Genomic DNA, 24,557 nt, shown 5'->3' with positions numbered 1-24,557 from the left:
CATATATTATAAAGTGTTCTTAAGAATAAGTCAAGCCTGCCCTTGCTCTGGCAGGGGCAGATGCCTTCCTAGACGACTCACAGAAAGAGAGGTCGGAAACCATGAGTATTACCAGACAAGATTGGCAAGAAGAGCAGCAACGGGTAGACCAGGTGATTGCTGCCATCGCAAGGCAGCTTGCCTTGTTAGAACAGGAAACGGGGGACGTGCAATCCGAAGCCTCCGAAATCAAAAAGAACTTCTGGGACGAAGTGACGATCAACTTCAGCACCAGCGAGGATCTGACTGAAACTTACTTCAGCATGAAGCAGCAGGCCGATCTGCTCTCTGAGCGCGAGCGCAGTCAGCGCCATGCCGCAGCTACGATGGATAAATACCGGCGGCTGGAGCGGTCGCCTTATTTTGGACGAATCGATTTCCGCGATGAGCGCAGTGGAGCAACAGAGCAGATCTATCTAGGAATCGCATCGTTTTTGGAGGAGCGCTCGGATCGTTTCCTGATCTATGACTGGAGGGCGCCGATCTCAAGCCTCTATTACGATCATGGTCCAGGACCAGCGGCATATGATACCCCGTCCGGCGAGGTGAATGGCGACTTGCTGCTTAAGCGACAATTCGCGATTCGTGACGGCGTCATCGAGCTGTTATTTGACACGGGGTTGACGATTGGGGATGAATTGCTCCAACAAGCGCTCAGCCGCAGCAGTGATCAGCAGATGCGGTCGATTGTAGCAACGATTCAGAAGGAACAGAACCGCATTATTCGTGATGAGCGCACACGGATGCTGGTCGTGCAAGGAGCCGCGGGAAGCGGAAAAACCTCAGCCGCGCTGCAGCGTGTCGCTTATCTGCTCTACCGTCACCGGGAAACGCTGCAGGCAGAGCAAATGGTGTTGTTTTCCCCAAATCCGCTCTTCAACAGCTATGTTTCTACGGTACTGCCGGAGCTGGGTGAGCAGAACATGGCGCAGACTACCTTCCAGGAGTATCTGGATCGTCGTCTGGGTGACATTTTTGCTGTAGAGGACCCGTTCACGCAGATTGAGTATGTGCTTCAGGACGGTGCGACAGCGGGATATGAGGCCAGACTCGCGGGCATTCGTTATAAATCGTCTTCGGCTTATTTGAGTACGCTGCAGCGGTATGTGAAACAGCTCGAAACAGCAGGTATGCCCTTCAAGCCGGTGAAATGCCAGGGGCAGACGGTTGTCTCGGCCAAGCAGCTCAAGGAGCGCTTCTACACGATGGATCCGTCCATCCGACTTGCCAACCGTATTGTGCTGCTAGAGGAATGGATCCAGGAGCGGATTGAAGCTTTTGAGTCGGGACAGTGGAAAGAGGCGTGGGTTGAGGATCAGATCGAGCTGTTGTCTCCCGAGCAGTACCAACGGGCTTTCCAAAAACTCCGCAAGCAGAATCGGGACAAATTGAATACCTTTGACGATCAGGACAAGGAAAAGGAACTGCTGGCCAAGCTTATTGTAAAAGAGCGTCTGAAGCAAGTGCGGCGCAGGGTGGCAGCCCTGTCCTTTGTTGATTATGTGAAGCTGTATCTACAGCTGTTTGAGCAGCCTGAATACTACGCAGCCGCAGCAGAACCCGGGGAAGCCCCCGAAGCATGGGCGGAGATCTGTGAGCGAACCGCAGAAGCCATCCGTAATCAGACCCTGCCTTATGAGGATGCCACACCCTTCCTCTATGTCAAAGAGCTCGTTCAAGGCTTTGAAACCAACACAAATGTACGGCATGTAATCGTCGATGAAGCGCAAGATTATTCGGCTTTCCAGCTGGAGTTCCTGAAGCGGCTGTTCCCACGCGCCCGCATGACGGCATTGGGTGATTTGAATCAGGCGATCTATGCCCATACGCCTGTCATGGGCGAGACTGCGCCGCTGGTCAGTCTGTATGGCGAGGAGCATACGGGAATTATCCGCTTGACTCGCAGCTACCGATCGACTCGCGAGATTGTCGAATTCACTCGCGGGATGGTTGCCGGTGGCCAGGAGATCATTCCGTTCAATCGAAGTGGCGATAAGCCAATCGTGACTGTCGTTTCTGACCGGGAGGAGCACCGGGCAGCCCTGGTCGAGACTTTAGCGGAACTGCAGCGGGAAGGCTATGCGTCAGTTGCTGTTATCGGCAGGACGGCGGCCGAGTGCGAAGCCTTGCACGCTGCCTTGCCTGAGGCCTTTGAGGCGCATTTGATTCGCAAGGAGACCGCTTCGTTCAAGACCGGAATTCAGATCATTCCTGCTTACCTCGCCAAAGGGGTGGAATTTGATGCGGTCGTCATCAGTGACGCCTCCGACCGTAATTATACCCGGGAGCTGGAGCGCAAGCTGTTTTACACAGCTTGTACGCGAGCTATGCATGAATTGCGGCTCTTGTCCGTGGGCGAGCCAAGCCGATTCGTTACGACACTGGAAGAGGGGCTCTATACGCATAGAGCATTTCAGGCAAGCGTGCATGGGGAGGGGGGCAGATGATAAGCCCATCTGCTGCTCCCCGGCGCTGCTGGTTGGTTCTGCTCTTGCTCGTGCTAATCATCGGCGGCTGTACCTCACCCGCCGAACCTGCTGACAGCGTGAACGCAGAGACGGAGCTGCCACCGGGTGCCGATCCCTTTCCTGCTAGCGCCTACGAGGGCAAGCTTGAGCCTTTCGCCTATGGTCTCGGTGATTACACGGAAGGCATGCTGGAGGAGCTGGGAGAGCCACAAGCTATGGATTACTTGACCGGCGGTCTTTACTTTGACTATCCTGAGGTGGTCTATTTTACCGATGCTCAGCTACGCGAAGATGATTCGATAGCCCCCGGCAGCGTCAAACGCATTGGTATGAGACCAGGGACTGAGCTGTTCGGAGTTACCGTAGGCGATACCTTTTCGGAGATTCGCGAGATATTAGGGGAACAGGGGACCGTGCGATCCATGGTTGAGAACGCCAATGACGGTTATTATGAAGATCAGTGGACACTGCATTACACACTGGGAGACTATGAACTGGTTTTTGCAGCCAACGCAGAGGATGAAGCAACCATTGCTGCTTATTACGAGGTGGGTGCATGATGACCGAGGTCCTGGAGGTAGTGCCGCTCCCCGCGTTGTTGCTTGTATGGGTGCTGTTATTCAGTCTTGTCGGCTTGGCAGTCATGCGATATGACAAGCGCCAAGCTGGCCGGCCGGGCAAGCGGCGGATTCCGGAGAAACGCCTTTTTTTGCTTGCTTTTGCTGGCGGAGCCTCGGGAATCTGGTGGGCTATGTATACCTATCGGCACAAGACCAAGCATCCATCGTTCCGAATCGGGATTCCAATACTCACGATTGTTCACGCAAGCGTCATCTTGTTTGTACTGATTCGCTTCCTTCCTGACATATCATAAGCCACAGCTGTAAACTCCCCCTTGTCTGACTCCCAGAAAAACAAGATAATATAGGAAGAAGCAGCCTGTTTTTTACAAGAGGGGAGGCGTCGGCTGCGCCAGAAGAGGGTAATACATTACACCTACCCTTGTTTTTGGGGTGTCTAGCTTCGCAGACTCGTACTTTTGGGGTGCCAATCTAGTCCATCCTATAGTATAATGTACACAAACACCGCTATGTCATGTTTTTTTACATCTTCTTCACAATTGTGATCCCTTCCATCCTTACTCAGACGGCCGCGCCCCGCGGCGCAAGCCGAAATTCATCTCTTTTTCCGTAACAGCTCTTGTCTGCAGATTCCAATCTGCGCTAGGACAGGGAATACACAACATCGAGGGAGTGGTGTCCATGGCTCGCAAAAAAATGGTGGCAATGCTGCTTGCCGGCGGCGAAGGCAAACGGTTAGGCGTTCTTACAAAGGACCTTGCCAAACCAGCCGTTCATTTCGGCGGAAAATACCGGATTATCGATTTTACACTTAGCAATTGCGCGCATTCGGGCATTGATACCGTAGGCGTGCTCACGCAATATCAACCGCTCATCCTTAACCAGTACCTCGGCATCGGATCCCCGTGGGGGCTGGACCGCCGCGATGGTGGGATGTCCGTGCTGCCGCCTTACGTCAAGTCCAAAGGCGGAACCTGGTACAAAGGAACTGCCAATGCGATTTATCAAAATATGGGTTTTATCGATAGCTATGATCCCGAATATGTCCTTATCATTTCCGGAGACCACATTTACACCATGGATTATGACCAGATGTTAAAAGACCATAAGGAAAAAGGCGCGGATGTGACCATTGCGGTCATCGAGGTGGACTGGAAGGAAGCCAGCCGGTTTGGACTCATGAGCGTTGATGAAGAAAACCGCGTGACCGATTTTCAGGAAAAACCCAAAAAACCACAAAGCAATCTGGCTTCCATGGGCGTTTATATTTTCTCATGGCCTGTCCTTCAGCAATATCTCATTCAGGATGAAGCCAACCCTCGCTCTTCCAATGATTTCGGCAAGGACATCATTCCGGCGATGCTGGGAGACGGGATCAAGCTGAACGCGTATCCGTTCCGCGGCTACTGGAAGGATGTCGGGACCATTGAGAGCCTGTGGGAAGGCAATATGGATCTTCTGGAGGATCAGCCGGCACTGAATCTGCAGGATAAGGACTGGCGCATTTATTCGGTGAACCCGAACCGTCCCGCCCAGTACGTCTCCGAAGATGCTGTAGTGACATCCTCGCTTATAACGGAAGGTTGTTTCGTAGAAGGCAGGGTACATCGTTCTGTCCTCTTCAACAGTGTGCAAGTGGCCAAGGACGCGATCATACAGGAATCGGTTATTATGCCGGGCGTCAAAATCGGCGAGGGTGTCAAGATCTATCGTGCCATTATCGGCGAAGGGGCCATTATCTCAGATGGGGTAACCATCGGCAAGCCTGACGGTGAGACGATCACGGTTGTGGCAAGCGATGAATATGTCGACAGCCATTCACAATCGCTTCAGGAGGTGGAGTAGTCATGAATAATCAATTGATGGGCGTTATTAACTTGATCCACGAGCCTGACGAATTGGAATCGTTGACGGCCAATCGTTGCCTGGCTACTGTACCTTTCGGTGCGCGTTATCGTCTGGTCGATTTCACGATGTCCAGCATGGTCAATTCCGGCATCTCCAAGGTGGCCGTATTTGCTCATACCAAATACCGTTCCCTGATGGACCATCTCGGATCCGGCAGCCATTGGGATCTGCATCACCGGCAGAGCGGCCTGTTTGTGCTTCCTCCGGTAGCAGACGACATGAGCGATCTGCGCAAAGGCGACCTGTTTCATTTTTTTCAGCACCGCGATTATTTCCTGCGCAGTCAGGCTGAGTATGTGGTCGTAGCCCGCAGCCACATGATCTGTAATATCGATTACAACCTTGTGCTGGCGGATCATCTAGCCAAAGGGGCCGACATTACAGTGGTCTGCAAGCGGCAGAGCGATCACCTCTGCGGTAAAGCCAGGAAGGTCGAGCTTGACAGCAACCGGCGCGTGGTAGGGATGCAGGATCATTATGGACGGATGCAGAGCGACCTGGTATCGATGGAAATGTACGTCATGAAGAAAGAGCTGCTGCTTGACCTGGTCGAGACGTCGCTGGCGCAAGGGCAGGACCATCTGGTACGGCATGCCATCATGTCGCGGCTGGATACGCTGCATATCAACGGATATCTCTATGAGGGGTACCTTGGCATTATCAACACCATTACCAGCTATTACCGCAATTCGCTTGAACTGCTGAAGCCCCAAGTGTGGCGGGAGCTCTTCTTTGAACCTGGACCGATCTACACCAAGGTCAAAGACGAACCGCCAGCAGCCTATCTCGAGGGCGCCAAAACAAGCAATTCACTGATTGCCAACGGCTGTGTAATCGAGGGAACCGTCATCAACAGTATTCTGTTCCGGGGTGTGAAGGTGCGCAAAGGGGCAATCGTCCGCAACAGTATCATTATGCAAAACGGAGAAATCGGTGAAGGCAGTCAGCTGGATCATGTCATTCTGGATAAGGAAGTCCATATCGAAGCCGGACGGGAGATTCGCGGCGTCACGGATGCGCCGTACTTGGCGAGCAAACGCAAAGTGATCTGACCGATCGCGGCAGGCAGGAGTGGAGAGAGATGAATATACTGTATGCCGTCTCCGAGGCGGCGCCGCTTGCCAAGACCGGTGGTCTTGGTGATGCGGCTGCAGCCTTGGCCAAATCTGCGGCAGCTCTGGGTGCCGGAACGACAATTATTATGCCGCACTATCGGGATATCCCTCTGGAATTCAAACGCGAATTCCGCCTTGTACATACGTTTGAGGTGCAGCTGGGCTGGCGGCGCCAGCCTTGCGATTTGTTGGCTGGTGAGGTCGGTGGTCAGCCGTTTTATTTATTGGACAATGCCTATTATTTTGGGCGGAGCGGACTCTACGGCTATGCCGATGAGACGGAACGCTTCGTTTTCTTTAGTAGCGCGGTAGTAGCAGCCCTGCCTTATATGACCGAGCAGCCTGATCTTATTCACTGCCATGACTGGCAGAGTGCGCTGATACCCTATCTCTTGAAGACGCGGGCGGCAGAGGAACCGACATTGCCGCCGATTCCTACCGTCTTTACGATTCACAATATGCTCTACCAGGGCAGGCTGCCGCTTCCTCTGATGGCAGATTTGCTCGGTGTCGCTCCCGAGGCGCTGACTGCTGAGACACTGGAACTCTATGGTGAGGCGTGTGCCTTGAAGGGCGGCTTGCTATATGCCGACCGGCTGACGACAGTAAGCGAGAGCTATCTGGATGAGATCCAGACTGCCGAATTCGGCGGTCAATTGGATGGTGTTATCCGCAGCCGCCGTGAGGATGCGTACGGTTGGGTGAATGGGATCGATACGGATCTCTATGATCCCATGCGAGACCCGGCGCTGACTGCGCCTTATCGTAATGCTCGGAACAAGAAAGTTCAGAACAAACAGGCGCTGCAGCGGCAGCTTGGATTGCCAGCAGAAGGCGATCGGCCGCTGATCGGTATCGTTTCCCGTCTGACCAGCCAGAAGGGGCTCGATTTGATCGATCCCGTGCTGGATGAGCTGGTTGGCGAGGATGCGCAGCTTGTTGTCCTGGGAGCCGGCGAGCCGGATGAAGAAGCACGCATCTCTTCATGGATGATGCGCCATCCCCGCCATGTAGTGGCAGTTACGGGGTTCGATGAACAGCTGGCCAGGCAGATCTATGCCGCGTCGGACATGTTCCTGATGCCTTCACGCTATGAGCCATGCGGACTGAGTCAGCTTATCGCCATGCAGTACAGATCGGTACCGGTTGTGCATGCGACCGGGGGCTTAAAGGACACTGTGAATCCATATGATCCGGGTACGGGGCAGGGTGAAGGCTTCGTCTTCACGGAGCTAACCCCAGAGGCTATGCTCGAGGCGCTGCGACACGCACTGGCGATTTATAGAGAGCCTGAACAGTGGAAGGGGCTTATTGCCGCAGCTGCCAAGCGGGATTTCAGCTGGAAGAAAGCTGCCAGACGGTATGTAGAGCTGTACCGGGAGCTTTTGCACCAACGAAAGGAGAAGATTTGAAATGGCAAGACAACTGGTAATCGGCAACGGCAAACTTCTCGTGAACCTGGACCAGAACTGCTTTATCCGGGACATCTACTATCCGTTTGTCGGCCAACTGAATCATGTCGGAGGGCAGAAGTGCCGTTTCGGCGTATGGGTCGACGGCTCCTTCTCATGGCTCGACGACCAGGAATGGCATATCTCCCTTGGCTATATCGAGGACTCGCTGGTAACGAACGTAACGGCCAAGAATGATCGGCTGGGACTGGAGCTCCAGCTCAACGATGGTATCCATCAACGGGAGACCATCTATATCAAGCGTGTGGTTGTACGCAACCTCAGACAGGATCAACGTGAGGTGCGGTTGTTCTTCCATCAGGATTTGATGATTGAGGGCAACGAAGTCGGCGATACGGCCGCTTACTACCCTGAGAACCATACTTTATTTCACTATAAACGGGCGTCTTACTTCATGTTTAACGGGTTCTCCGAGGAATCCGGCATTCATCAATATTCGACAGGTATTAAACGCTTCGGCTCCGCTGAAGGCACATGGCGTGATGCGGAAGACGGAGTCCTCATGGGCAACTCGATTTCGCAAGGCTCGGTCGATAGTACAATCAGCTTCCGCACGGTGGTGCCGGCAGGTGGCGAACGCACCATCTACTACTGGATGTCGATTGGTAAAGATCTGACCGAGGTCAAACGGTTGAACCAGTATGTACAGGACAGTCATCCCGAGAAGCTGCTCAGCCGGATTGTCATCTATTGGAATCATTGGCTGTCGCGTTCGGAGATGGATTTCGGCGATCTGCCGGGTCCGGTTATCAGCTTATACAAGAAAAGCCTGTTGATGGTACGTACGCAGATTGATGAACGGGGAGCGATTCTGGCTGCCAATGACACTGATATTCTGCAGTACAATCGGGATCATTACAGTTATATGTGGCCGCGGGATGGCGCGTTGATCGCCGATGCCATGTCGCTTGCCGGCTACCAAAGTGTTGTCAGCCCATTCTTCCAATTCTGCGCAGACGGCTTGGCTCCAGAAGGCTACCTGTATCATAAATACAATCCAGATGGCACGGTTGGCTCCAGTTGGCACCCCTACATCGTGCAGGGAAGCCAACGGCTTCCGTTGCAGGAAGATGAGACAGCCCTGGTTCTCTACGCATTGTGGAAGGATTACACCCGTCATCGTGTCATTGAGCTCCCTCAGTCGCTCTATAGCAATCTGATTCGCAAAGCGGCGCAGTTCCTTGGCAGTTACATTGAAGAAAGTCTGGATCTGCCCAAACCGAGCTATGATTTGTGGGAGGAACGCTACGGGATCTGGACCTATACGACGGCTTCCGTGTACGGCGGGTTGATGGCGGCGGCTTACTTCACGGACTTGTTCGGAGATTACGAGCGAAGCGATTACTATCGCGGCATAGCCGAGAAGATGAAGCAGGCGATGATTAAGCATCTCTGGGATGAGCCGTCCGGCCGCTTTGCACGGGGGCTGGTATTGAAGGACGACGAGTGGGTCAAAGACATGACGCTAGAGAGCAGCATGTTCGGCATCCTGGAGTTCGGTGTTCTGCCGGTAACGGACGAGCGGGTCATCAAGACGATGAATTCCATACGTGATGGTCTTGGGGTCCGCACCGAGGTTGGCGGAATTGCGCGATACACCAACGATTACTATTTCCAGCATTCCGGCGATATTGAGAAAGTGCCCGGCAATCCATGGATTATCTGTACGTTGTGGATAGCCAACTATGAAATCGATGCAGCGACAGAGTTGTCTCAATTGGCGAAGCCGAAGCAGACACTCGAATGGGTGGTGGGCTCGGCACTTGAGAGCGGCGTGCTCCCGGAGCAGCTCCATCCATATGATGGAACGCCATTGTCTGTGGCGCCGCTGACCTGGTCCCACGCGACCTATGTCCAGAGCGTCTGCAAGTATGCTGCAAAATACGCAGACCTTAGCGTGAAAGTATAAACCAGCCCCACAAAGTGGAGCCTTTCCTTCGAAGCTTAGCCAGAACCTTTGCGGGGGCCCCGAAAACCTAAACGTCTATACGATAAAACAAAAACCGGCCATGGCGGCCGGTTTTTTGCTGCGTTTATGCCAAGCTTCCTGCGTCGAACCGGGTCCTACCAGAGACAGGCGCGAGTAATAATGACCAGCAGGATGAAGAGCACCAAAATTGCGCCTACGTTGTTCCAAGGGCCACAGCCTACGCCACCTACGCCACCAACTGGTCCGCAGCCAGCACCACCTACAGGGTATCCCACAGTACATACCTCCTGTTGTTGTTTGTTTTGGATGCGTGCGATCGTGTCGTTCGCACGTGTTGTGATGGTTTAGATCACACTGTAATGTATGTCGGTGGGGGCAAATGGTTATGGACGTTTGTACCGGGTCGGGAGATTTGGGGCATCTGCCCAGTAGGCGTCAGACAGGGCCTGCAGGTGCTTGTAGAGGTGCCTGGAACTGCCGAATGTGCTTGATGCGGGATTCTGCTTGCATACAGCTGCCATTGCCAGCTTGCAGCAGAGAAGAAGAGCCCACACCAATCACAGAAATGCTGCCGACATGAATTCGCTCACAGACCTGTTCCTTGGTTAGGCAGACGGCAGGGGCGGATAGATTAGGGAAAGGACGCCAGAAGATCGGGTAGGCAGCAAATTCAGCTTCCCCGCCAAGGGTATGGTCAACCTGACGCTGCACAGCAATCGCCCGGACCCGGGGGGTATAGTTGCCGTGGTCACCAAGCTGAACAACGGCGGATAACGATACATTGACAATGGAAAGGCTGCCTAGGTGTGCAGTGCGGCCACACACACCGGGAATCATAGATTGGCTTCTGCTGAGGTCGAAGGTTCTGGCAACGGAACAAGCGGACCGACGATGACGGACTCCGGCGGCGTATCGAACATGGAATACAACATGACCTGGTCGGTATCTCCGACTTGAAGCATGGAAGAAGTCGAAACCCCAATCAGGGAAATACTGCCGACGGCCAACTGATGGTTGGTAACATGAAGATTCATTGCCCTTCCTCCTTCTGGAGCAGTCGTTCAACATAGAGCTGCATGGCCATCTCGATATCGTGAATCGTACGGCTTGCAATATCGGCATCCGCTGCCGGGTGGCCACTGTCCCGACTGGCAGTCTCCTTATAATAGGCGAGTCGCGGCAGAGCCTGACGCTGGAGATCAGCAAGGATTAAGCGGCTATGATGGGGATCAAGCGGTAACTGCGCATTTGCTGCAATACGGTGGAGGACCTCAGGTGCCGATTGCTCCAGATAGTGCTCAACCTGCTGTCTCGCGTCATCCTCTGCTGGCCACGAGGTGCTCTGCAGCGGAGGATCGGATGGCTGTGATTGCGGATTCCCCGCAGAGGTAGCACTAACGGGAGGCTGAGGATATATGGGCGTAGTCGTGAACTGTTCTATCACGCCTTGCGATTCGCACGCCTGGGGGGACATGCCAATATGCAGTGTGCCGTCCAGGCGTTCGACCTTCAGTTGATCAAAGCGATATTCCAGTTTCTCTATTGTGCAGGATGGCTTCTCTTCCATGACTTTTAGTCTGGTAGTGAGTTCGCATACCTGCCGTTCCAGATCGGCGACGCGCAGCAGCTGCTGCTGCAGCTGTTGTTGGGTTTGAAGTGCCCATTCCGACCAGGCTATTGGCTGCTGCATGTCCGTTCACTCCTTTACCTCGGACTTGGAAAGGGGACCAGCGACAACGGATTTTCTTCGCCGAGCTGTGGTGCCGGTCCGGTAAACTGCCCTGTATTGTAGAGCTGGGAGAGCGAGCTGACGGCTCCCGCTGTCCCTACCTGCAGGACGGAGGAATTGGAGACGCTATCCACCCGTAATTGATGGATGGTAATGTGTTGATAGACGGTCAGGTTCATACCGCATTAACCTGATTGGTGGCGTTATCCTGCACATCGGGATCAAGGGTGTTCGTTGCACTGACGCCGTTATTTGCATTGCTGAGACCGCCGGTCAGGAAGGAGCCGGAGCCTGCATAGGACTTGGAATTGCTGATCGGTGATAGCTGCAGCGCATCACCGAATTGTATGACGGCACTGGAGCCGACACTGACGATATTGACAAAACCAACGACTGAAGGCATATCACCACTCCTGTTGCAAGCTTTTGATCCATCCTATGCGGCATTCGCCCAGATGTGCCTTTATCGTGACGGCTCACGCACAGGGACATTAGCCCGTCATGCCGCATAAGATAGAAGCAGCGACGTCAGGGAAGACGGAGGTGAACGGCATGGCAGATGGATATTCCAGAGAAGATCCTACATTCGACTGGGAGCAGATGAAGCGGTGGATGGGGCAGGGAGGGCTGCCTCAAGCGCAGGAGATGCTCAAGCAGCCAGACTGGATCGAACGTTATGTCGGTCAACTGATTGGTGGCGCATTGCCTGCGATACAGATGGGCAACCAGGGGGCGGGCAAGCCTGAGATATTCGAGACGCACCGCTTTGTCATCGTCAAGCTGGCGATCCCTCCCGGAGTACGTGAGAATGAATTGAGGTTATATGTCAGAGCGGACCGGATCAAGCTGGTTTTTGGGCATGGCAAGGAGGATCTGATTACACGTCTGCCTTGCCTTGTTCTGCCTTCATCCTATCGTTCTTTGCTGGTATCCGGTGTGCTCCAGGTGAAGCTGAAAAAGCGCCGTGCAGGCGATCAATATATCGAAGCGGTGATTCGCAAAGGCCCGCAACGTTGAATTGTCACGAATTTGTCTGATCTCCACGTGGCAATGGGTCGGGGGATCTATTATAATGCAAGGTATACACTTGTTAGCCGAGGGAGTGCGTACCTTGTCATTAGTAAATGTCAGCGAAGTTTCTGCAGGCTTATTCATTCTTGGAGCTGTAGGCATTCTGCTCATTTTAAGCTTGCTCAGTTTGGGCATCCTGCGTATGTTTCAAACGCGCTATCGTACCGGCTGGTTCTATTTTGCCGGCTCTGTAGTGAGCGCTATCGTCTTCTTCGTGCTGCTCAATATATGGTACGTGTAGCGAGAATGCAGCACCGGCTGCACTGAACAGGGCTGTAGGCCTACCGTCGAACAACGGTCAGGTCTGCAGCCTTTAGTGTGTATCGCCAAGACGGCAGCGAGCAGGTTCTCGCTCTACAGTCTAAATAAGAGGAAGGAGCAAGATCGTGGATCTCGGACAAACCTGGTTTATCATCAATATCTTTTTTGTTGCTGCCCTGGTGACAACGCTGTTTTTTCAGCGCTCTTATGTAGAAGGGATTTACAAACAGCTGCCTCGGGAGGAGCTGGTCCGGCTCAAGCGCAGACGTGATTTGCTGAGAATTGCCGCGATTATTTTGTTCCTGGCCATGGCGATTACGTTCCTGGCCGATATGCGTGTCAATGGTTAATGAAGTAGGGGACACGCAGATTCAGAAGCCTGACGGCGCTGGCCGACGGGCTTTTTTTTTGGATTGAAGGGTCAGTCTTGTGACAAAACATTGACGATTACATAACATTTCGCAACTTTTCACATGTAGTTCGCGTCCACAGTAGGGTAATTCAAGTCAGCCAGAACGGCACAAAGGAGTTAATGCATTGAAATCGATAAAAGTACTGCTCATCTTTTGTCTGCTTCTGCCCCTTGCCGTAGGATCTGGGCAAGCCGAAGCCTCAAGTAACGAACAACTGGTATTAACCAAGAACAGCAAGATGCTGCAACACAACGGAGTCGCAGTTCAAGCCGTTCAGCCCGTCACGTTCCGCAATGGATCGTCCTATGGACCCTTCAAGACGATGGCTCAGCTATACGGCTTCCAGGTCTCATACAATGCAGCTACGAAAGAGTCCATTGCAATCAAGGGGAATTTAGATATTCGCTTTCGTCCGAATCAATCAGACATCCGGGTGAACGGTCAAGTCGTTCGGTCCTCGGGAACGGTTTATATCCAAGAAGGCTTTCTCATGGTCCCCTTGCGGACATGGGCTGAGTTGACCGGGAGCTCCATTGATTTTACTCCGACCGTTATGACTTTCCGCTGGAGCAATGCGCTGCAGGCCACGTTCGAGATCGTCCCCAAGACGATTCTTGCCGGGCAGACCAGAGTGACAACCCGTGACTTGGCGAATGGAAGGTATGTGGACGAGTACTGGACGGGGCTGCAAGACTATTACAGTGAACCCGGACAATATACCGTTACGCGAATGGTCCTCGGCGAGGATGGCAACTGGAGTGAACCCTATTCGGTCACTTTTCAGGTAACCATGCCCAATCAGCCGCCAGTCGCCGATTTTACAACCGACAAGACGACGTATCGAATTGGGGAACGCATTCAATACTTTGACCGGAGTACGGACGATGAGAATGCAATCGTCAAGCGGACCTGGTCCGGCAAGGCAGAGGTGTTTTTTCAGCCTGGTACCAAGCGGGTCACGCTGGAGGTTGTAGACAAGCACGGGCTGTCCGACCGCATTACCAAAGACATTACGGTAACGTCGGAAGTGCTGTACACGTTTGATGAATACCACCGGTTACATACGCCCATAGGGGACAAGTATGCCGTCGATGGCTCAGCATCGCTGACCTACCGTTCCATTCCGTACCAGGTGCAATCTCTCCCCGCGCAAATGGTGCGCAGTAATTCGCCAGAGACGCTGTTAGGCGAGGGGATCGCGTATGACGACCAATTGAGTGGACAGACACGTTTTATGTTCCATCATCTCAATGGCACCAACAAGAACATGAAGCTGGTGCTTGTGGCAACGAATACGAACAGTGTCGTTACGCAAGTCGGATTTGGCGCGTTTGCGATGGGCGGTCCCGACCCGTACGTCGCCAACACAGGGAAGCGTTCTGTCGAACGTTATTTGAACGAGCTGACCCGCAAGCCCGACACACGCTGGATCCGTCTGGGCCCGGGTGAATCCAAGATCGTCCTGCCAGATCTGCACCGGATCTCGATGAAGCCTAATCATGTATTAACCGCCTATGCGGATGTGACGACGAATACCAATGTGCGCTTCCGGATCGCTGTTGTTGAGGAGGGCCGTGATCCGATTGCTGTGCTGGAATCGCTGCCGCTGCTTGCACGAGACAACAAGCATGTTCGCGGTACGTTTACGGCAGCGGACCGGATCATCCACGTAGGCGAGACATTGGGCGCTCAGCCGCACCGTATCGTTCTTGGTGATCGGACGATGGACAGCTATATCTATGGCATTGACAACCTGACGGGCTTGCTAGAGCTTAACATCGGTAATTTTGGCGTACTGTACCGGATGCAGGTCCGCGTTGCGCCGAATACGGTGATCGCTCTTAATGCCAGAGGTGGCCAATATACCGGTGCCTTTACCGTAAACGGGACCACGGTCCCGGTGACCAACACCAATATTTTATGGAACCAGCATGAAGCAGCGGTGCTGCACCGGACCGGCGCTCGTGAAGAGATTGTGGATTTTGTATTTACCCTGGCCTCCGGCAGTAATCTGCCGATTCATATGCTATTTCTGCCGATGCCTGAGGTTCGATGGTAGGTCTGAATCTAATGCAGCTATAGTCACAAAAAAACAACCCTTCCGATGCCGAATGGCACGGGAGGGTTGTTTGCTGTAACGAGCTTCTGGATTATGCGCGTGGAGCGAAAAGGGCGTCCGGCAGCTTCAGCTCGATTTCTTTTTTCTGCTCGGAAGAGCGGATAATGCCGTCGATGATCGCTTGCTGGATCAGGATTTGATCGCCGGGAATCGGAGCAGGCCGTCCGTCCCTGACCGCTTCGACAAAGTCTCGCACCTTCTCAAAGAAGAGATCCTTCTCATGGGTGATTGTCGGGATCGGCGTGTGCGTCTGGCGTCCCATCACATCATGATACATGGTAATGTCGCCAACCTTGCCGTCCCACACACCGGACCAGTTGCCAGTGCCGAATGGATTAATCTTCAGCCCTGCATCTGTGCCGAGGAACATCGTCGAGCCGAGCGTATCCATATGCATCGCCCAGGAGATTTTGAACTGAAGCACCAGATCGCCTTCGAAACGGATCATGGCTGCCCCGAAGTCCTCGACCTCGAATCGCTCTGCCTCCGGATGATACAGCGGGTTGGAGCCGAAATGATTGGACGTATAAGCAGAGACGGTCAGCGGCCGCGGATAGCCGAGCGCATGAAGCGCCATATCCAGCGAATAGCAGCCAATGTCCGCCATCGCTCCGGCTCCTGCCAGATCCTTGCGGATAAATGTGCCGCCTGGCATGCCGCGGCGGCGTCCGCCACCTGTTTCGACATAGTAGACCTTGCCGAGCTTGCCGGATTGGACGATATCCCGAACGAGTGCCGTATTGGGATCATAGCGCGGCTGAAAGCCGATTGTCAGCATGCCGGAAGACTCGTGCGATGCTTCGGTCATCTCGATTGCCTCATCCAGAGTGACGGACATCGGCTTTTCCAACAGGACGTGCTTGTTGGCCTTAAGTGCGTCAATGGTCAGCTTGTGATGCGAGATGTTGGGTGTACAAATACTAACACCGTCAAGATCCAGCTCGAGCAGATCACGGTGATTCTGGAATGCCTTAGCATCGTGCAGCAGCTCTAGTGCAAGGAATTCCTCTGCTTTACCGGGCACGATGTCGGCAACACCGACAATCTCAACGCCAGCAAGCTGCTTGTAGGCGCGGGCGTGTGCGTGGGCGATGCCTCCTGTACCGATGATGCCGATACGAACATTAGGGACTTGGCTCATAGGGATTCACCTTTCTTTGTACCTGCCAGCGCGACCTCGGATGGCTGATGCAGCCGGGGTGCGCCGGTATGATGTTGTTGTTTGTACTGCTTGGGGGTCATGCCGATCTTCTTCTTGAACACGTAGTAGAGATAGTTGCTGCCGGAGAACCCATGATCCAGAGCGATCTGCTCTATCGGATGCAAATCCTCGATCAGGGCGGCGCAAACGCGAGTCAGCCGGTAATTCTCCAGGTAAATGCTGAAGGAGCAATCATGCTGTTCCTGAAAAATTCTCTGCAGCTGGCGCACGCTGATGTGCAGCCGTTCGGCGACTTCCTGCAGCGTAATGGCGCTGCTGTAATTGTCTTGAATATACTGAACCGCCAATTGAAAGCGATGCTTATTGAGATTGCGGGAGGGGAGGGCAAACGGCGCCTCCGCAGGTCCGGTTACCCGGGCGGCCCGCATCATGATCTGAATGATCGCTTGCTTGATCGAACTATAAAAGCCCGGGCGGCCCTCCACCCAGGCACGATATGCGTGCAAAAACCAGGGCATCGCCTGGTGTTGATCCAGAAAGGTCTGAAGCGGGAAGTGCTGCAGGGCCTGAACGCAATGCTCTGCCTCCTGCTGCTCCCATTGCTCGCCCCAGCCATCCTCTGAAGGTTGTTCCGCCAAAGGCATGATATCCACATGCAAACAGAGCTCGTACATCGGGTCGATATTATCGGCTTGCTGTTCATGCAGAACGCCGGGACCTGTCAAATAAAACATGCCTTCGCGCAGATCGAACTCTTTGTCTTCCATGCGAAGGACCCCGCTGCCGCGGGGGATGAAGTGAAACTCAAACTCGGAATGCTTGTGATAACGAATAATCTTGCCAGGGGGAAAGGAGGCCAGATGGCAGCGCAACACACGGAAGCCGTATGCCCCCCACCGGAACCGCAGCTCCAGTCGGTCCAGCGCATCCATCTTATCCTCCATTAATTGATACGGAAAAGGCTTGCTTGCCATTGTCCCGTCCCCCTCAGCAAGTGATATTATTTTAATTCATCCAATCGGATATTCCGGCCTTGGGCGGCGGATAGATTGGCTGCTTCCATCAGACTAGTCAAATCTGTAGCGAGTTGGATATTCTCATCGGCGGTCGTTCCGTTCTGAACGTGTTGAACCCATTGCTGGAATGCAGAAATACGTTCCGGCGGCAGTTCGATCGTCTGCCATTCGTTGCCTTCGCGCCGCGTGCTGCGGAGCAGCAGCTTGCTCTCAGGCGTGCCATACAGAATGGTTCCTTCCGTACCATGAAGCTCCAGCGTGAATGGCGAGTGACTGTTCACGAAGCCAGCTTCGACGATACCAACCGCCCCGTTTGTATATTTCAGTGTAGCTACTGCGTTGTCTTCGACTTCCTTGCCGGATACATATCCGAATTGAGCGCTTACAGATTCAGGAAGTCCCAGGAACAAGCGAGTCAGATACATCGGGTGACAGCCAAGGTCAATCAATGCGCCGCCGCCACAGTCTTCGAGGCTGAAGAAATGCTCTGGCAGCCAGCCTGCCAGCGCGCCGTTATGAGACAGGCGTACGCGAGCGAGCGTAAGGTCGCCCAGAAGGCCTTCTTGAACCAGTTGTTGTGCAGCCAGTGTGTAAGCATGGTTCAGACGTGGCAGCGACACGGTAAGCTTAACGCCAGCTTCCTCGATGGCCGCCAGAATCTCGCGTACTTCGCGCTGGGTTGGCGCAATAACCTTCTCGGTGAAGATATGCTTGCCTGCACGAGCAGCCTTGATCATCACTTCGTGATGCATGACAGTGGGTGTATCGACGACCACGCCATCAATGTTGCTGTCAGCGAGCAGAGTGTCCAGATCTTCTACAAAAGGTACGCCCAGCTTCTCGGCAGCTTCGCGTCCACGTTGCGGCTGTTCGTCCCATACCGCTACAACCTCTGTATCTGGATGCGCTTGAACCTCTTTGGTGTAATCCCATGCATGCACGTGCCAGTAACTTAGCATAGCAACTTTAATCATTGATATCTCTCCTTATTTAAACTATGATTTGACGACATGTCAATAAAGTAACATAAGCCAATGTGAAGATATAATAGGAATAGGCGACAAAGATACTATAAAATCGCGCCAGTAACGCTGAATCCTCACGTCAGGGTAACGACGTGAGGATTCAGCGAACGCGATAGCATACACGTTAGCTAATCAACGTGCCAATTCAGCGTGCGCCAATGCCCGTTTAATTGACTCCGCGGCGATTTTCGGGCATTATGGAAAGTAAGAGAACGGAGGTAAGCGAGTGCTGACAACAGATGAAATCATCCAGAAAATGTCCGGACAAGGCCTGCGCGTCACCGACCAGCGCAAAACCCTGGCCCGGCTGTTCGCCGAAACTTCGGGCTACCTGGCGCCCAAGGATGTCTACGATTATATGGGTCAATATTATTCGGGCCTCAGCTTCGATACCGTCTACCGCAATCTTCGGGTGATGGAAGAACTGGGTGTGCTGGAGCAGGTCATGTTCGAAGAAGGCGTCAAGTTCAAGCTGCACTGCAAAGAGCATCATCATCACCACCATATGATTTGTCTTCAATGTGGCAAGACCTATCCGATTACATTCTGTCCAATGGACATGACGCAAGCGCCTGATCAATTTCAGGTCGTGAAGCATAAATTCGAAGTGTTTGGCTACTGCAAGGATTGTCCACAGGAAGAAGTCACCGTATAGAATCAGAGGAGGCTGTGTCGATGCGGCAGTTGCTCAAGATGCCCGTTCTGTTCTACCGCAAAGTCATCTCCCCGCTCAAGCCGCCGACGTGCAGGTTTTATCCTACATGCTCCGCTTATGCATTGGAGGCGCTTGAAACACATGGCGCCGCCAGAGGATCGTGGCTGACCGTGAAACGGTTATGCAAGTGTCACCCGTTTCATCCAGGGGGCATCGACCATGTGCCACCACGCGGGCCGGAGCGGACAGAGCATCCCACCGCTTGACACATATGCTGATTGTCCGGTATATTTTGACATAGACAGAGTAAAGACTATAAATGCGTGTTCAAAAAGGTCGGTGTTCAGCACCGAGAAGATTGGAGGCAGGAGGAAATGAGGAGCGGAACGTAGCCTAAGCTACGTGAGCACCTAAGAGTTTCCCAAGGAAACTAGCTTCGTAAGCATTCGCTTAGTTCAGACTGCATTCAAGATTCGATGTCGAACCCACTCCCTGAATCACTTCGTGATCAACATCGGACTTTTTGAACAACCTCTATAAGACAGAATTTATATCATCTCTGATGAACGGATGAGTACACAGGCAGGAGCATTGCAGAGAGCCGGGGTAGGTGAGAGCCGGTATGCCGCCGCTGTGGAAGATGGTCCCGGAGGAGCTGCAGTCGAGCGGACGGGTTACAGCCTGAGACCGCAAGGCGCAGCGCGTGAGCCGGCGTTATCGGCAGGCCGCCAGGATTCGGCGGCAGATGAAGCCTTCGGGAGCTTATTTAACGCTCTGAGGGGAATTTGGGTGGTACCGCGTGAGCTAATAACTCTCGTCCCATATGTGGACGGGGGTTTTTTGTGCTATTTAGAGATGGAACATGAGGGAGGAAGCGACAATGACAGAACAAAGGAAAACATTCTACATTACCTCGCCAATTTATTATCCCAGCGATAAGCTTCACATTGGCCATGCGTATACGACGGTAGCTGGCGATGCGATGGCCAGGTACAAGCGGCTGCGTGGTTATGATGTCCGATACCTGACAGGCACGGACGAGCATGGACAAAAAATCGAACGCAAGGCAGCCGAGAAGGGGCAGTCTCCACAGCAGTTCGTCGATGAGATTGTCGGGGGCATCCGCAAACTATGGGATACGCTGGATATTTCTCACGATGACTTCATCCGCACGACCGAGGAACGTCACAAACGGCAGGTCGAACAGATTTTCAGCCGCTTGCTGGAGCAGGGGGATATCTATAAGGGAGAGTATGAAGGCTGGTACTGTACGCCATGCGAATCCTTCTTCCTGGAGAGACAGCTGGATAACGGCAATTGTCCTGATTGCGGCAGACCTGTGGAGCTGGTCAAGGAAGAGAGTTACTTTTTCCGGATGAGCAAGTACGCAGACCGGTTGCTGCAGTACTATGATGCACACCCGGATTTCATCCAGCCGGAGTCCCGCAAGAATGAAATGATTAACAATTTTATCAAGCCCGGTCTGGAGGACCTGGCTGTCTCTCGTACGACCTTCGATTGGGGGGTCAAGGTGCCTGGCGATCCCAAGCATGTCATTTATGTATGGATTGACGCGCTCTCTAACTATATCACGGCGCTCGACTATGGATCTGACGGTGAGAAATTCCAGCGTTACTGGCCCGCGGATGTGCACTTGGTCGGTAAGGAGATCGTTCGTTTCCATACGATCTATTGGCCGATTATGTTGATGGCGCTTGATCTTCCGCTTCCCAAGAAGGTTTTTGCCCACGGTTGGCTACTGATGAAAGATGGTAAGATGTCCAAGTCCAAGGGCAACGTCGTCGATCCGGTTATGTTGATTGAGCGTTACGGTCTGGATGCGCTTCGCTACTATCTGCTGCGGGAAGTTCCGTTTGGTGCGGACGGCACGTTCACGCCTGAGAACTTCGTCGAACGGGTGAACTACGACCTCGCCAATGATCTGGGTAACCTTCTGAACCGCACGATTGCCATGATCGAGAAGTACTGCGGCGGTGAGATTCCAGCCTATGCCGGAAACGTGACGGCGTTTGACGAATCCCTGACAGCTGTGGCTGCAGATACAGTGAAAGCAGTGGAAGCGGCAATGGAAGAAATGGAGTTCTCCGTTGCGCTCGCCAGCCTCTGGCAATTTGTCAGCCGCACCAACAAATATATTGACGAGACCATGCCTTGGGCACTGGCCAAAGATGAGGCCAAATCCGGCGAGCTGGCATCCGTCATGGTTCATCTGGCAGAATCACTTCGGATCATCGCTATTTTGTTGCAGCCGTTCCTGACAAACACCCCTTCACTGATCTGGCAGCAGCTGGGGATTGAAAAGGGAGAGCTGACCACTTGGTCTTCGGCAGGTTCCTTTGGACTGCTGCCAGCCGGGACTCGTGTCAATAAGGCCACGCCGATTTTCCCTCGTCTGGATGCTGCTGAGGAGGTGGCATACATCGCTGCTGCGATGTCACCAAACGCTGGCAATGCAGCACCAGCAGAGGGGACTACAGCGGCTCCTGCGGCTGCTAACGCTCCAACGGGGGCTTCGGCCGGGGCAGCAGCCAATGAACAGGAAGCACGGCCGGAGATCGCAATTGACGAATTCGCCAAGGTCGAGCTGCGTGTCGCACAAATTCTGTCAGCGGCGCCAGTTCCCAAGGCCGACAAGCTGCTGAAGCTGCAGCTCGATCTGGGGTCCGAACAGCGTCAAGTCGTCTCGGGCATTGCCAAGCACTTCTCACCGGAGGAGTTGGTAGGCCGCAAGGTCATCTGCGTGACCAATCTCAAGCCGGTGAAGCTGCGCGGCGAGCTGTCCCAAGGGATGATCCTCGCAGCCTCCTCAGGCGACCAGCTGACACTGGCGACTGTCCCCGACAGCATGCCTAATGGGGCTTTGGTGAAATAGGCGTCAAGCTATCGTGGGTGAGACGACAATTAGTGATAAGAGAAGAGCGTCGCACTCGTGAGAACGAGTGTGGCGTTTTTTTATATGGCATATACAGCCTGCTTCCCTTCCAACACGCGGCTATCTATGTAAAAGACAGGCCATCCCATCAGTATTTGCCGAGCGATGTCTGGCCCTCCCCGCCACCAATCTGCAGGAGCTTCTGCTCTAACGGCCGCCACAGCGCTTATTTGACCCGAAATCGGTGGTTTGGAATTGTAACGGCCATATAAGCTGCTATTGTGCTCATTTGGGCCTGATCACCTCTGATTTTGTCAACATAACTGCGCCCATGGCCGTTAGCCGCGCGCCCTCACCAAAAAGACCGGAATAGCTGCATATATGGCCGTTAAAGTTATGCCCAACCCGGGGAAACTGTTAGTTTAAGATGTAGCAAGCGTTAGAGCGATACTGCACAGAGGGGTAAACTAAAGTAATCTTGAAGGAACATTTCTATCTCGTACGTATGCGGGCCATTTTAGACCAATACTATGCTTTGAGAGGTGCTATAGAGGCGCTGCGGGAGGCAAGTGGTTGACACTGGTGGGCTGGATCGCTATAATCATAACGTAATCCTTACGATTACTAATTAAGATTACCTATGCAAAGGAAGGTTCACAAACATGAATAAGCGTAATTTATTTGGAAAACAAACAAAAATGGCGTTTCTGGGTCTGGTATTGCCTGCACTTGTGCTATCCGGATGCGGAAGCAATAACAATACAAATGAGACTGTTAACGGTAATGATGCGGGCACAGGTACAGAGGTCACCGCAGAGAAGATTCAAGTGGTCACCAGCATCTATCCGGTGTATTTCATGGCAAAAGAAATCGGCGGGGACCATGCGGATGTCGTCAATTTGATCCCGGCAGGTGTTGAGCCTCATGATTGGACGCCAGGAAGTGCGGACCTTATGCGAGCTACGCAAGCGGACCTGTTTCTGTACAATGGAGCGGGCCTGGAAGGCTGGGTCGATCAGTTTCTAAAAGGATTGAACGCGGACGCGACAGTGGTAACAGCCGAGATGAGCGAGGGCATTAAGCTGATCGAAGGCGGAGCTCATGACCACAGCCACGAAGGCGATGATCATGCACATGAGGATGACCACAGCCACGAAGGCGATGATCATGCACATGAGGATGACCACAGCCACGAAGGCGATGATCATGCACATGAGGACGATCACAGCCACGAAGGCGATGATCATGCACACGAGGATGACCACAGCCACGACGGTCACAACCATGACCACGGCGGTGTTGACCCTCATACATGGGTGAGTCCCAAATCCGCTCTCATTATGGCAGAGAACGTAAAGGATAAGTTTCTGGAAGTCGATCCGGCCAACAGTGAGGCTTATGAAGCGAATTTCAATGAGCTGAATGCCAAGCTGACGGCGCTGGACCAGCAGTTTACGGAACAGCTGGCTACGACGACTCGCAAGGAGATTGTGACTTCACACCAAGCGTTTGGCTATCTGAGCCGGGACTATGGCCTTACGGAAACCTCCATCATGGGTCTGTCCCCAGATGCGGAGCCGCGCGCACAAGACTTGAAGAATATTACTACATTCGTAGAAGAGCATGATGTGAAATATATTTTCTTCGAGGAACTGATCTCGCCGCAGTTGGCACAGACCTTGGCGAATGAAGCAAAAATTGATACACTTGTACTGAATCCGGTTGAGGGGCTAACGCCTGAACAGGAAGCCAGAGGCGAAGATTTTATTTCGCTCATGGAAGCAAATTTGCAAAATCTGATGAAAGCATTACAATAGAGAGAGCAAATCATCTGCCATTACATGAGATGCAGGGAAAGGAGCCAGGCGATGGATACGCAATCAGCGGCTGTAAAGGAATTATCCAATGGACTTAGTTGTCACCAAGATATCATTTCAATTCGCGATGTTTCCTTTGCTTATGAGCAAAAGCAAGTGATTACGGATCTGAACTTTTCCGTCAAGGAACGCGATTTCGTTGGCCTGATCGGGTCCAATGGCGCGGGCAAGACTACGCTGCTTAAGATGATCGTTGGTCTGCTGAAGCCAGAGCGGGGCTCCATTTCCTTGTTCAATCAACCTTCTGCGAGCTTCAAGCAGTGGGAGAGGATTGGCTATGTGCCACAGAAGAATGCATTCAATCCTTTATTCCCCACGACGGTAAGAGAGGTCGTGATGTCCGGACTATATGGGCGCAAGCACTTGCTGCGCCGTCTGAGCAAAGCGGACAAGCTGAAAGCAGAAGACGCCATGCATGCCATGCGGATTGAAGACCTGGCAGGGAAACGGATCGGTCAGCTGTCTGGCGGGCAGCAGCAACGGGCTTTTCTTGCCCGAGCGATGATCAACAACCCATCGCTACTCATCCTGGATGAGCCCACGGTCGGTATCGATGCAGAAACACAGGAAAACTTTTTTCATATGATCAAGCATATGCATAAGCATCACAACATTACATTCCTGATGGTTTCGCATGATATGGAGATGATTCGTTCTTACTTGGGCGAAGAACCGCTTGAGGAGAACGGCAAGCTGAAATTTTATGTCAAGCATACCCACGAGCTGGACAATTGCAAAGAGTCGGATCTTGCTCACAGCTTGCGGGATTTACGCAATTCGATCGACGATCTGCAGCCGGTATCTGGCTAGATGTCGGGAGTGG

At 53.1% G+C, this 24,557-nt stretch carries 25 protein-coding genes; 16 read left to right on the top strand and 9 right to left on the bottom strand.

Annotated features, from left to right (window positions below; genetic code table 11):
* Positions 1 to 101: 101 nt before the first annotated feature.
* From helD to F556_RS0110120, 7 genes are all read left to right on the top strand, one after another.
* Entirely contained in the window at positions 102 to 2,486 is a 2,385-nt protein-coding gene (gene helD / locus F556_RS0110150; RefSeq protein ID WP_020616836.1) for an RNA polymerase recycling motor HelD, read from the top strand.
* Positions 2,483 to 3,067, top strand: coding sequence for a DUF4309 domain-containing protein (locus F556_RS0110145; protein WP_020616835.1), 585 nt, complete (start codon positions 2,483 to 2,485; stop codon positions 3,065 to 3,067). Before helD ends, F556_RS0110145 begins: the two co-directional genes overlap by 4 nt.
* Positions 3,064 to 3,381, top strand: a complete 318-nt coding sequence (locus F556_RS0110140) for a DUF1294 domain-containing protein (RefSeq protein WP_245583039.1) — start codon at positions 3,064 to 3,066, stop codon at positions 3,379 to 3,381. The genes F556_RS0110145 and F556_RS0110140 overlap by 4 nt, the downstream gene beginning before the upstream one ends.
* A 388-nt stretch (positions 3,382 to 3,769) precedes the next feature.
* Entirely contained in the window at positions 3,770 to 4,933 is a 1,164-nt protein-coding gene (locus tag F556_RS0110135; protein WP_020616833.1) for a glucose-1-phosphate adenylyltransferase, read from the top strand.
* A gap of 2 nt (positions 4,934 to 4,935) precedes the next feature.
* Positions 4,936 to 6,048: a glucose-1-phosphate adenylyltransferase subunit GlgD gene (gene glgD, locus F556_RS0110130; RefSeq protein ID WP_020616832.1), complete on the top strand. Its 1,113-nt coding sequence runs from the start codon at positions 4,936 to 4,938 to the stop codon at positions 6,046 to 6,048.
* 29 nt (positions 6,049 to 6,077) lie between these two features.
* Positions 6,078 to 7,523 carry a glycogen synthase gene (locus F556_RS0110125; protein ID WP_020616831.1) on the top strand — a complete coding sequence of 482 codons (1,446 nt, stop codon included), beginning with the start codon at positions 6,078 to 6,080 and terminating at the stop codon, positions 7,521 to 7,523.
* 1 nt (position 7,524) lies between these two features.
* The gene (locus tag F556_RS0110120) at positions 7,525 to 9,492 is read left to right on the top strand and encodes a glycoside hydrolase family 15 protein (RefSeq protein ID WP_020616830.1); all 1,968 of its coding nucleotides are present in this window, start codon (positions 7,525 to 7,527) and stop codon (positions 9,490 to 9,492) included.
* Between the two features lie 155 nt (positions 9,493 to 9,647).
* On the opposite strand, the gene F556_RS38330 is transcribed toward F556_RS0110120, so the two are convergent.
* From F556_RS38330 to F556_RS0110095, 6 genes are all read right to left on the bottom strand, one after another.
* Positions 9,648 to 9,788, bottom strand: a complete 141-nt coding sequence (locus tag F556_RS38330) for a hypothetical protein (protein WP_169447564.1) — start codon at positions 9,786 to 9,788, stop codon at positions 9,648 to 9,650.
* A 160-nt stretch (positions 9,789 to 9,948) separates the two neighbouring features.
* Entirely contained in the window at positions 9,949 to 10,350 is a 402-nt protein-coding gene (locus F556_RS33650; RefSeq protein WP_020616829.1) for a spore germination protein GerPE, read from the bottom strand.
* On the bottom strand, positions 10,347 to 10,547 hold the full coding sequence (locus F556_RS0110110) for a hypothetical protein (protein WP_020616828.1): 201 nt from the start codon (positions 10,545 to 10,547) through the stop codon (positions 10,347 to 10,349). Before F556_RS0110110 ends, F556_RS33650 begins: the two co-directional genes overlap by 4 nt.
* Positions 10,544 to 11,203, bottom strand: a complete 660-nt coding sequence (gerPC, locus tag F556_RS0110105) for a spore germination protein GerPC (RefSeq protein WP_020616827.1) — start codon at positions 11,201 to 11,203, stop codon at positions 10,544 to 10,546. The genes F556_RS0110110 and gerPC overlap by 4 nt, the downstream gene beginning before the upstream one ends.
* Positions 11,204 to 11,217: 14 nt before the next feature.
* On the bottom strand, positions 11,218 to 11,421 hold the full coding sequence (locus tag F556_RS0110100) for a spore germination protein GerPB (protein ID WP_020616826.1): 204 nt from the start codon (positions 11,419 to 11,421) through the stop codon (positions 11,218 to 11,220).
* On the bottom strand, positions 11,418 to 11,645 hold the full coding sequence (locus F556_RS0110095) for a spore germination protein (RefSeq protein WP_020616825.1): 228 nt from the start codon (positions 11,643 to 11,645) through the stop codon (positions 11,418 to 11,420). The genes F556_RS0110100 and F556_RS0110095 overlap by 4 nt, the downstream gene beginning before the upstream one ends.
* A gap of 98 nt (positions 11,646 to 11,743) precedes the next feature.
* Here F556_RS0110095 and F556_RS0110090 point away from each other — a divergent pair, with 98 nt between their 5' ends.
* The 4 genes from F556_RS0110090 (at position 11,744) to F556_RS0110075 (ending at position 15,046) form a co-directional block, all read left to right on the top strand.
* The gene (locus tag F556_RS0110090; protein WP_157272693.1) at positions 11,744 to 12,259 is read left to right on the top strand and encodes a hypothetical protein; all 516 of its coding nucleotides are present in this window, start codon (positions 11,744 to 11,746) and stop codon (positions 12,257 to 12,259) included.
* A gap of 94 nt (positions 12,260 to 12,353) precedes the next feature.
* Positions 12,354 to 12,554 (top strand): hypothetical protein, encoded by a 201-nt coding sequence (locus tag F556_RS0110085; RefSeq protein WP_020616823.1) that lies wholly within the window; start codon positions 12,354 to 12,356, stop codon positions 12,552 to 12,554.
* Positions 12,555 to 12,699: 145 nt separating this feature from the next.
* Positions 12,700 to 12,924 carry a hypothetical protein gene (locus tag F556_RS0110080; RefSeq protein ID WP_020616822.1) on the top strand — a complete coding sequence of 75 codons (225 nt, stop codon included), beginning with the start codon at positions 12,700 to 12,702 and terminating at the stop codon, positions 12,922 to 12,924.
* A 187-nt stretch (positions 12,925 to 13,111) separates the two neighbouring features.
* Positions 13,112 to 15,046 carry a stalk domain-containing protein gene (locus F556_RS0110075; RefSeq protein ID WP_020616821.1) on the top strand — a complete coding sequence of 645 codons (1,935 nt, stop codon included), beginning with the start codon at positions 13,112 to 13,114 and terminating at the stop codon, positions 15,044 to 15,046.
* Between the two features lie 91 nt (positions 15,047 to 15,137).
* Here the strand turns inward: F556_RS0110075 and F556_RS0110070 are convergent, their stop codons facing one another.
* From F556_RS0110070 to F556_RS0110060, 3 genes are read right to left on the bottom strand one after another with little or no spacing between them, the layout of a single operon-like run.
* Positions 15,138 to 16,247 (bottom strand): Gfo/Idh/MocA family protein, encoded by a 1,110-nt coding sequence (locus F556_RS0110070; protein WP_020616820.1) that lies wholly within the window; start codon positions 16,245 to 16,247, stop codon positions 15,138 to 15,140.
* Positions 16,244 to 17,242 (bottom strand): helix-turn-helix transcriptional regulator, encoded by a 999-nt coding sequence (locus tag F556_RS33645; RefSeq protein ID WP_020616819.1) that lies wholly within the window; start codon positions 17,240 to 17,242, stop codon positions 16,244 to 16,246. Before F556_RS33645 ends, F556_RS0110070 begins: the two co-directional genes overlap by 4 nt.
* A 26-nt stretch (positions 17,243 to 17,268) precedes the next feature.
* The gene (locus tag F556_RS0110060) at positions 17,269 to 18,258 is read right to left on the bottom strand and encodes a Gfo/Idh/MocA family protein (RefSeq protein ID WP_020616818.1); all 990 of its coding nucleotides are present in this window, start codon (positions 18,256 to 18,258) and stop codon (positions 17,269 to 17,271) included.
* A 277-nt stretch (positions 18,259 to 18,535) separates the two neighbouring features.
* Between F556_RS0110060 and F556_RS0110055 the strand changes: the two genes are divergently transcribed.
* The 5 genes from F556_RS0110055 to F556_RS0110035 all read left to right on the top strand — a co-directional run bounded on the left by F556_RS0110055 (position 18,536) and on the right by F556_RS0110035 (position 24,544).
* Entirely contained in the window at positions 18,536 to 18,964 is a 429-nt protein-coding gene (locus F556_RS0110055) for a Fur family transcriptional regulator (RefSeq protein WP_020616817.1), read from the top strand.
* Between the two features lie 20 nt (positions 18,965 to 18,984).
* A complete protein-coding gene (yidD, locus tag F556_RS0110050) occupies positions 18,985 to 19,230 on the top strand; it encodes a membrane protein insertion efficiency factor YidD (protein WP_020616816.1) in 246 nt (81 codons plus the stop codon).
* A 614-nt stretch (positions 19,231 to 19,844) separates the two neighbouring features.
* Complete coding sequence (gene metG / locus F556_RS0110045) at positions 19,845 to 21,857, top strand: methionine--tRNA ligase (RefSeq protein WP_020616815.1); 2,013 nt, start codon at positions 19,845 to 19,847, stop codon at positions 21,855 to 21,857.
* Positions 21,858 to 22,519: 662 nt separating this feature from the next.
* On the top strand, positions 22,520 to 23,674 hold the full coding sequence (locus F556_RS0110040) for a metal ABC transporter solute-binding protein, Zn/Mn family (protein ID WP_020616814.1): 1,155 nt from the start codon (positions 22,520 to 22,522) through the stop codon (positions 23,672 to 23,674).
* Positions 23,675 to 23,725: 51 nt separating this feature from the next.
* Entirely contained in the window at positions 23,726 to 24,544 is an 819-nt protein-coding gene (locus F556_RS0110035) for a metal ABC transporter ATP-binding protein (RefSeq protein WP_020616813.1), read from the top strand.
* Positions 24,545 to 24,557 lie beyond the last annotated feature (13 nt).

The organism is Paenibacillus daejeonensis DSM 15491, assembly GCF_000378385.1.
Lineage (GTDB): Bacteria > Bacillota > Bacilli > Paenibacillales > Paenibacillaceae > Paenibacillus_D > Paenibacillus_D daejeonensis.
The sequence above is the reverse complement of the archived record's forward strand: the minus strand, read 5'-3'. Positions and strand labels throughout refer to the sequence as shown.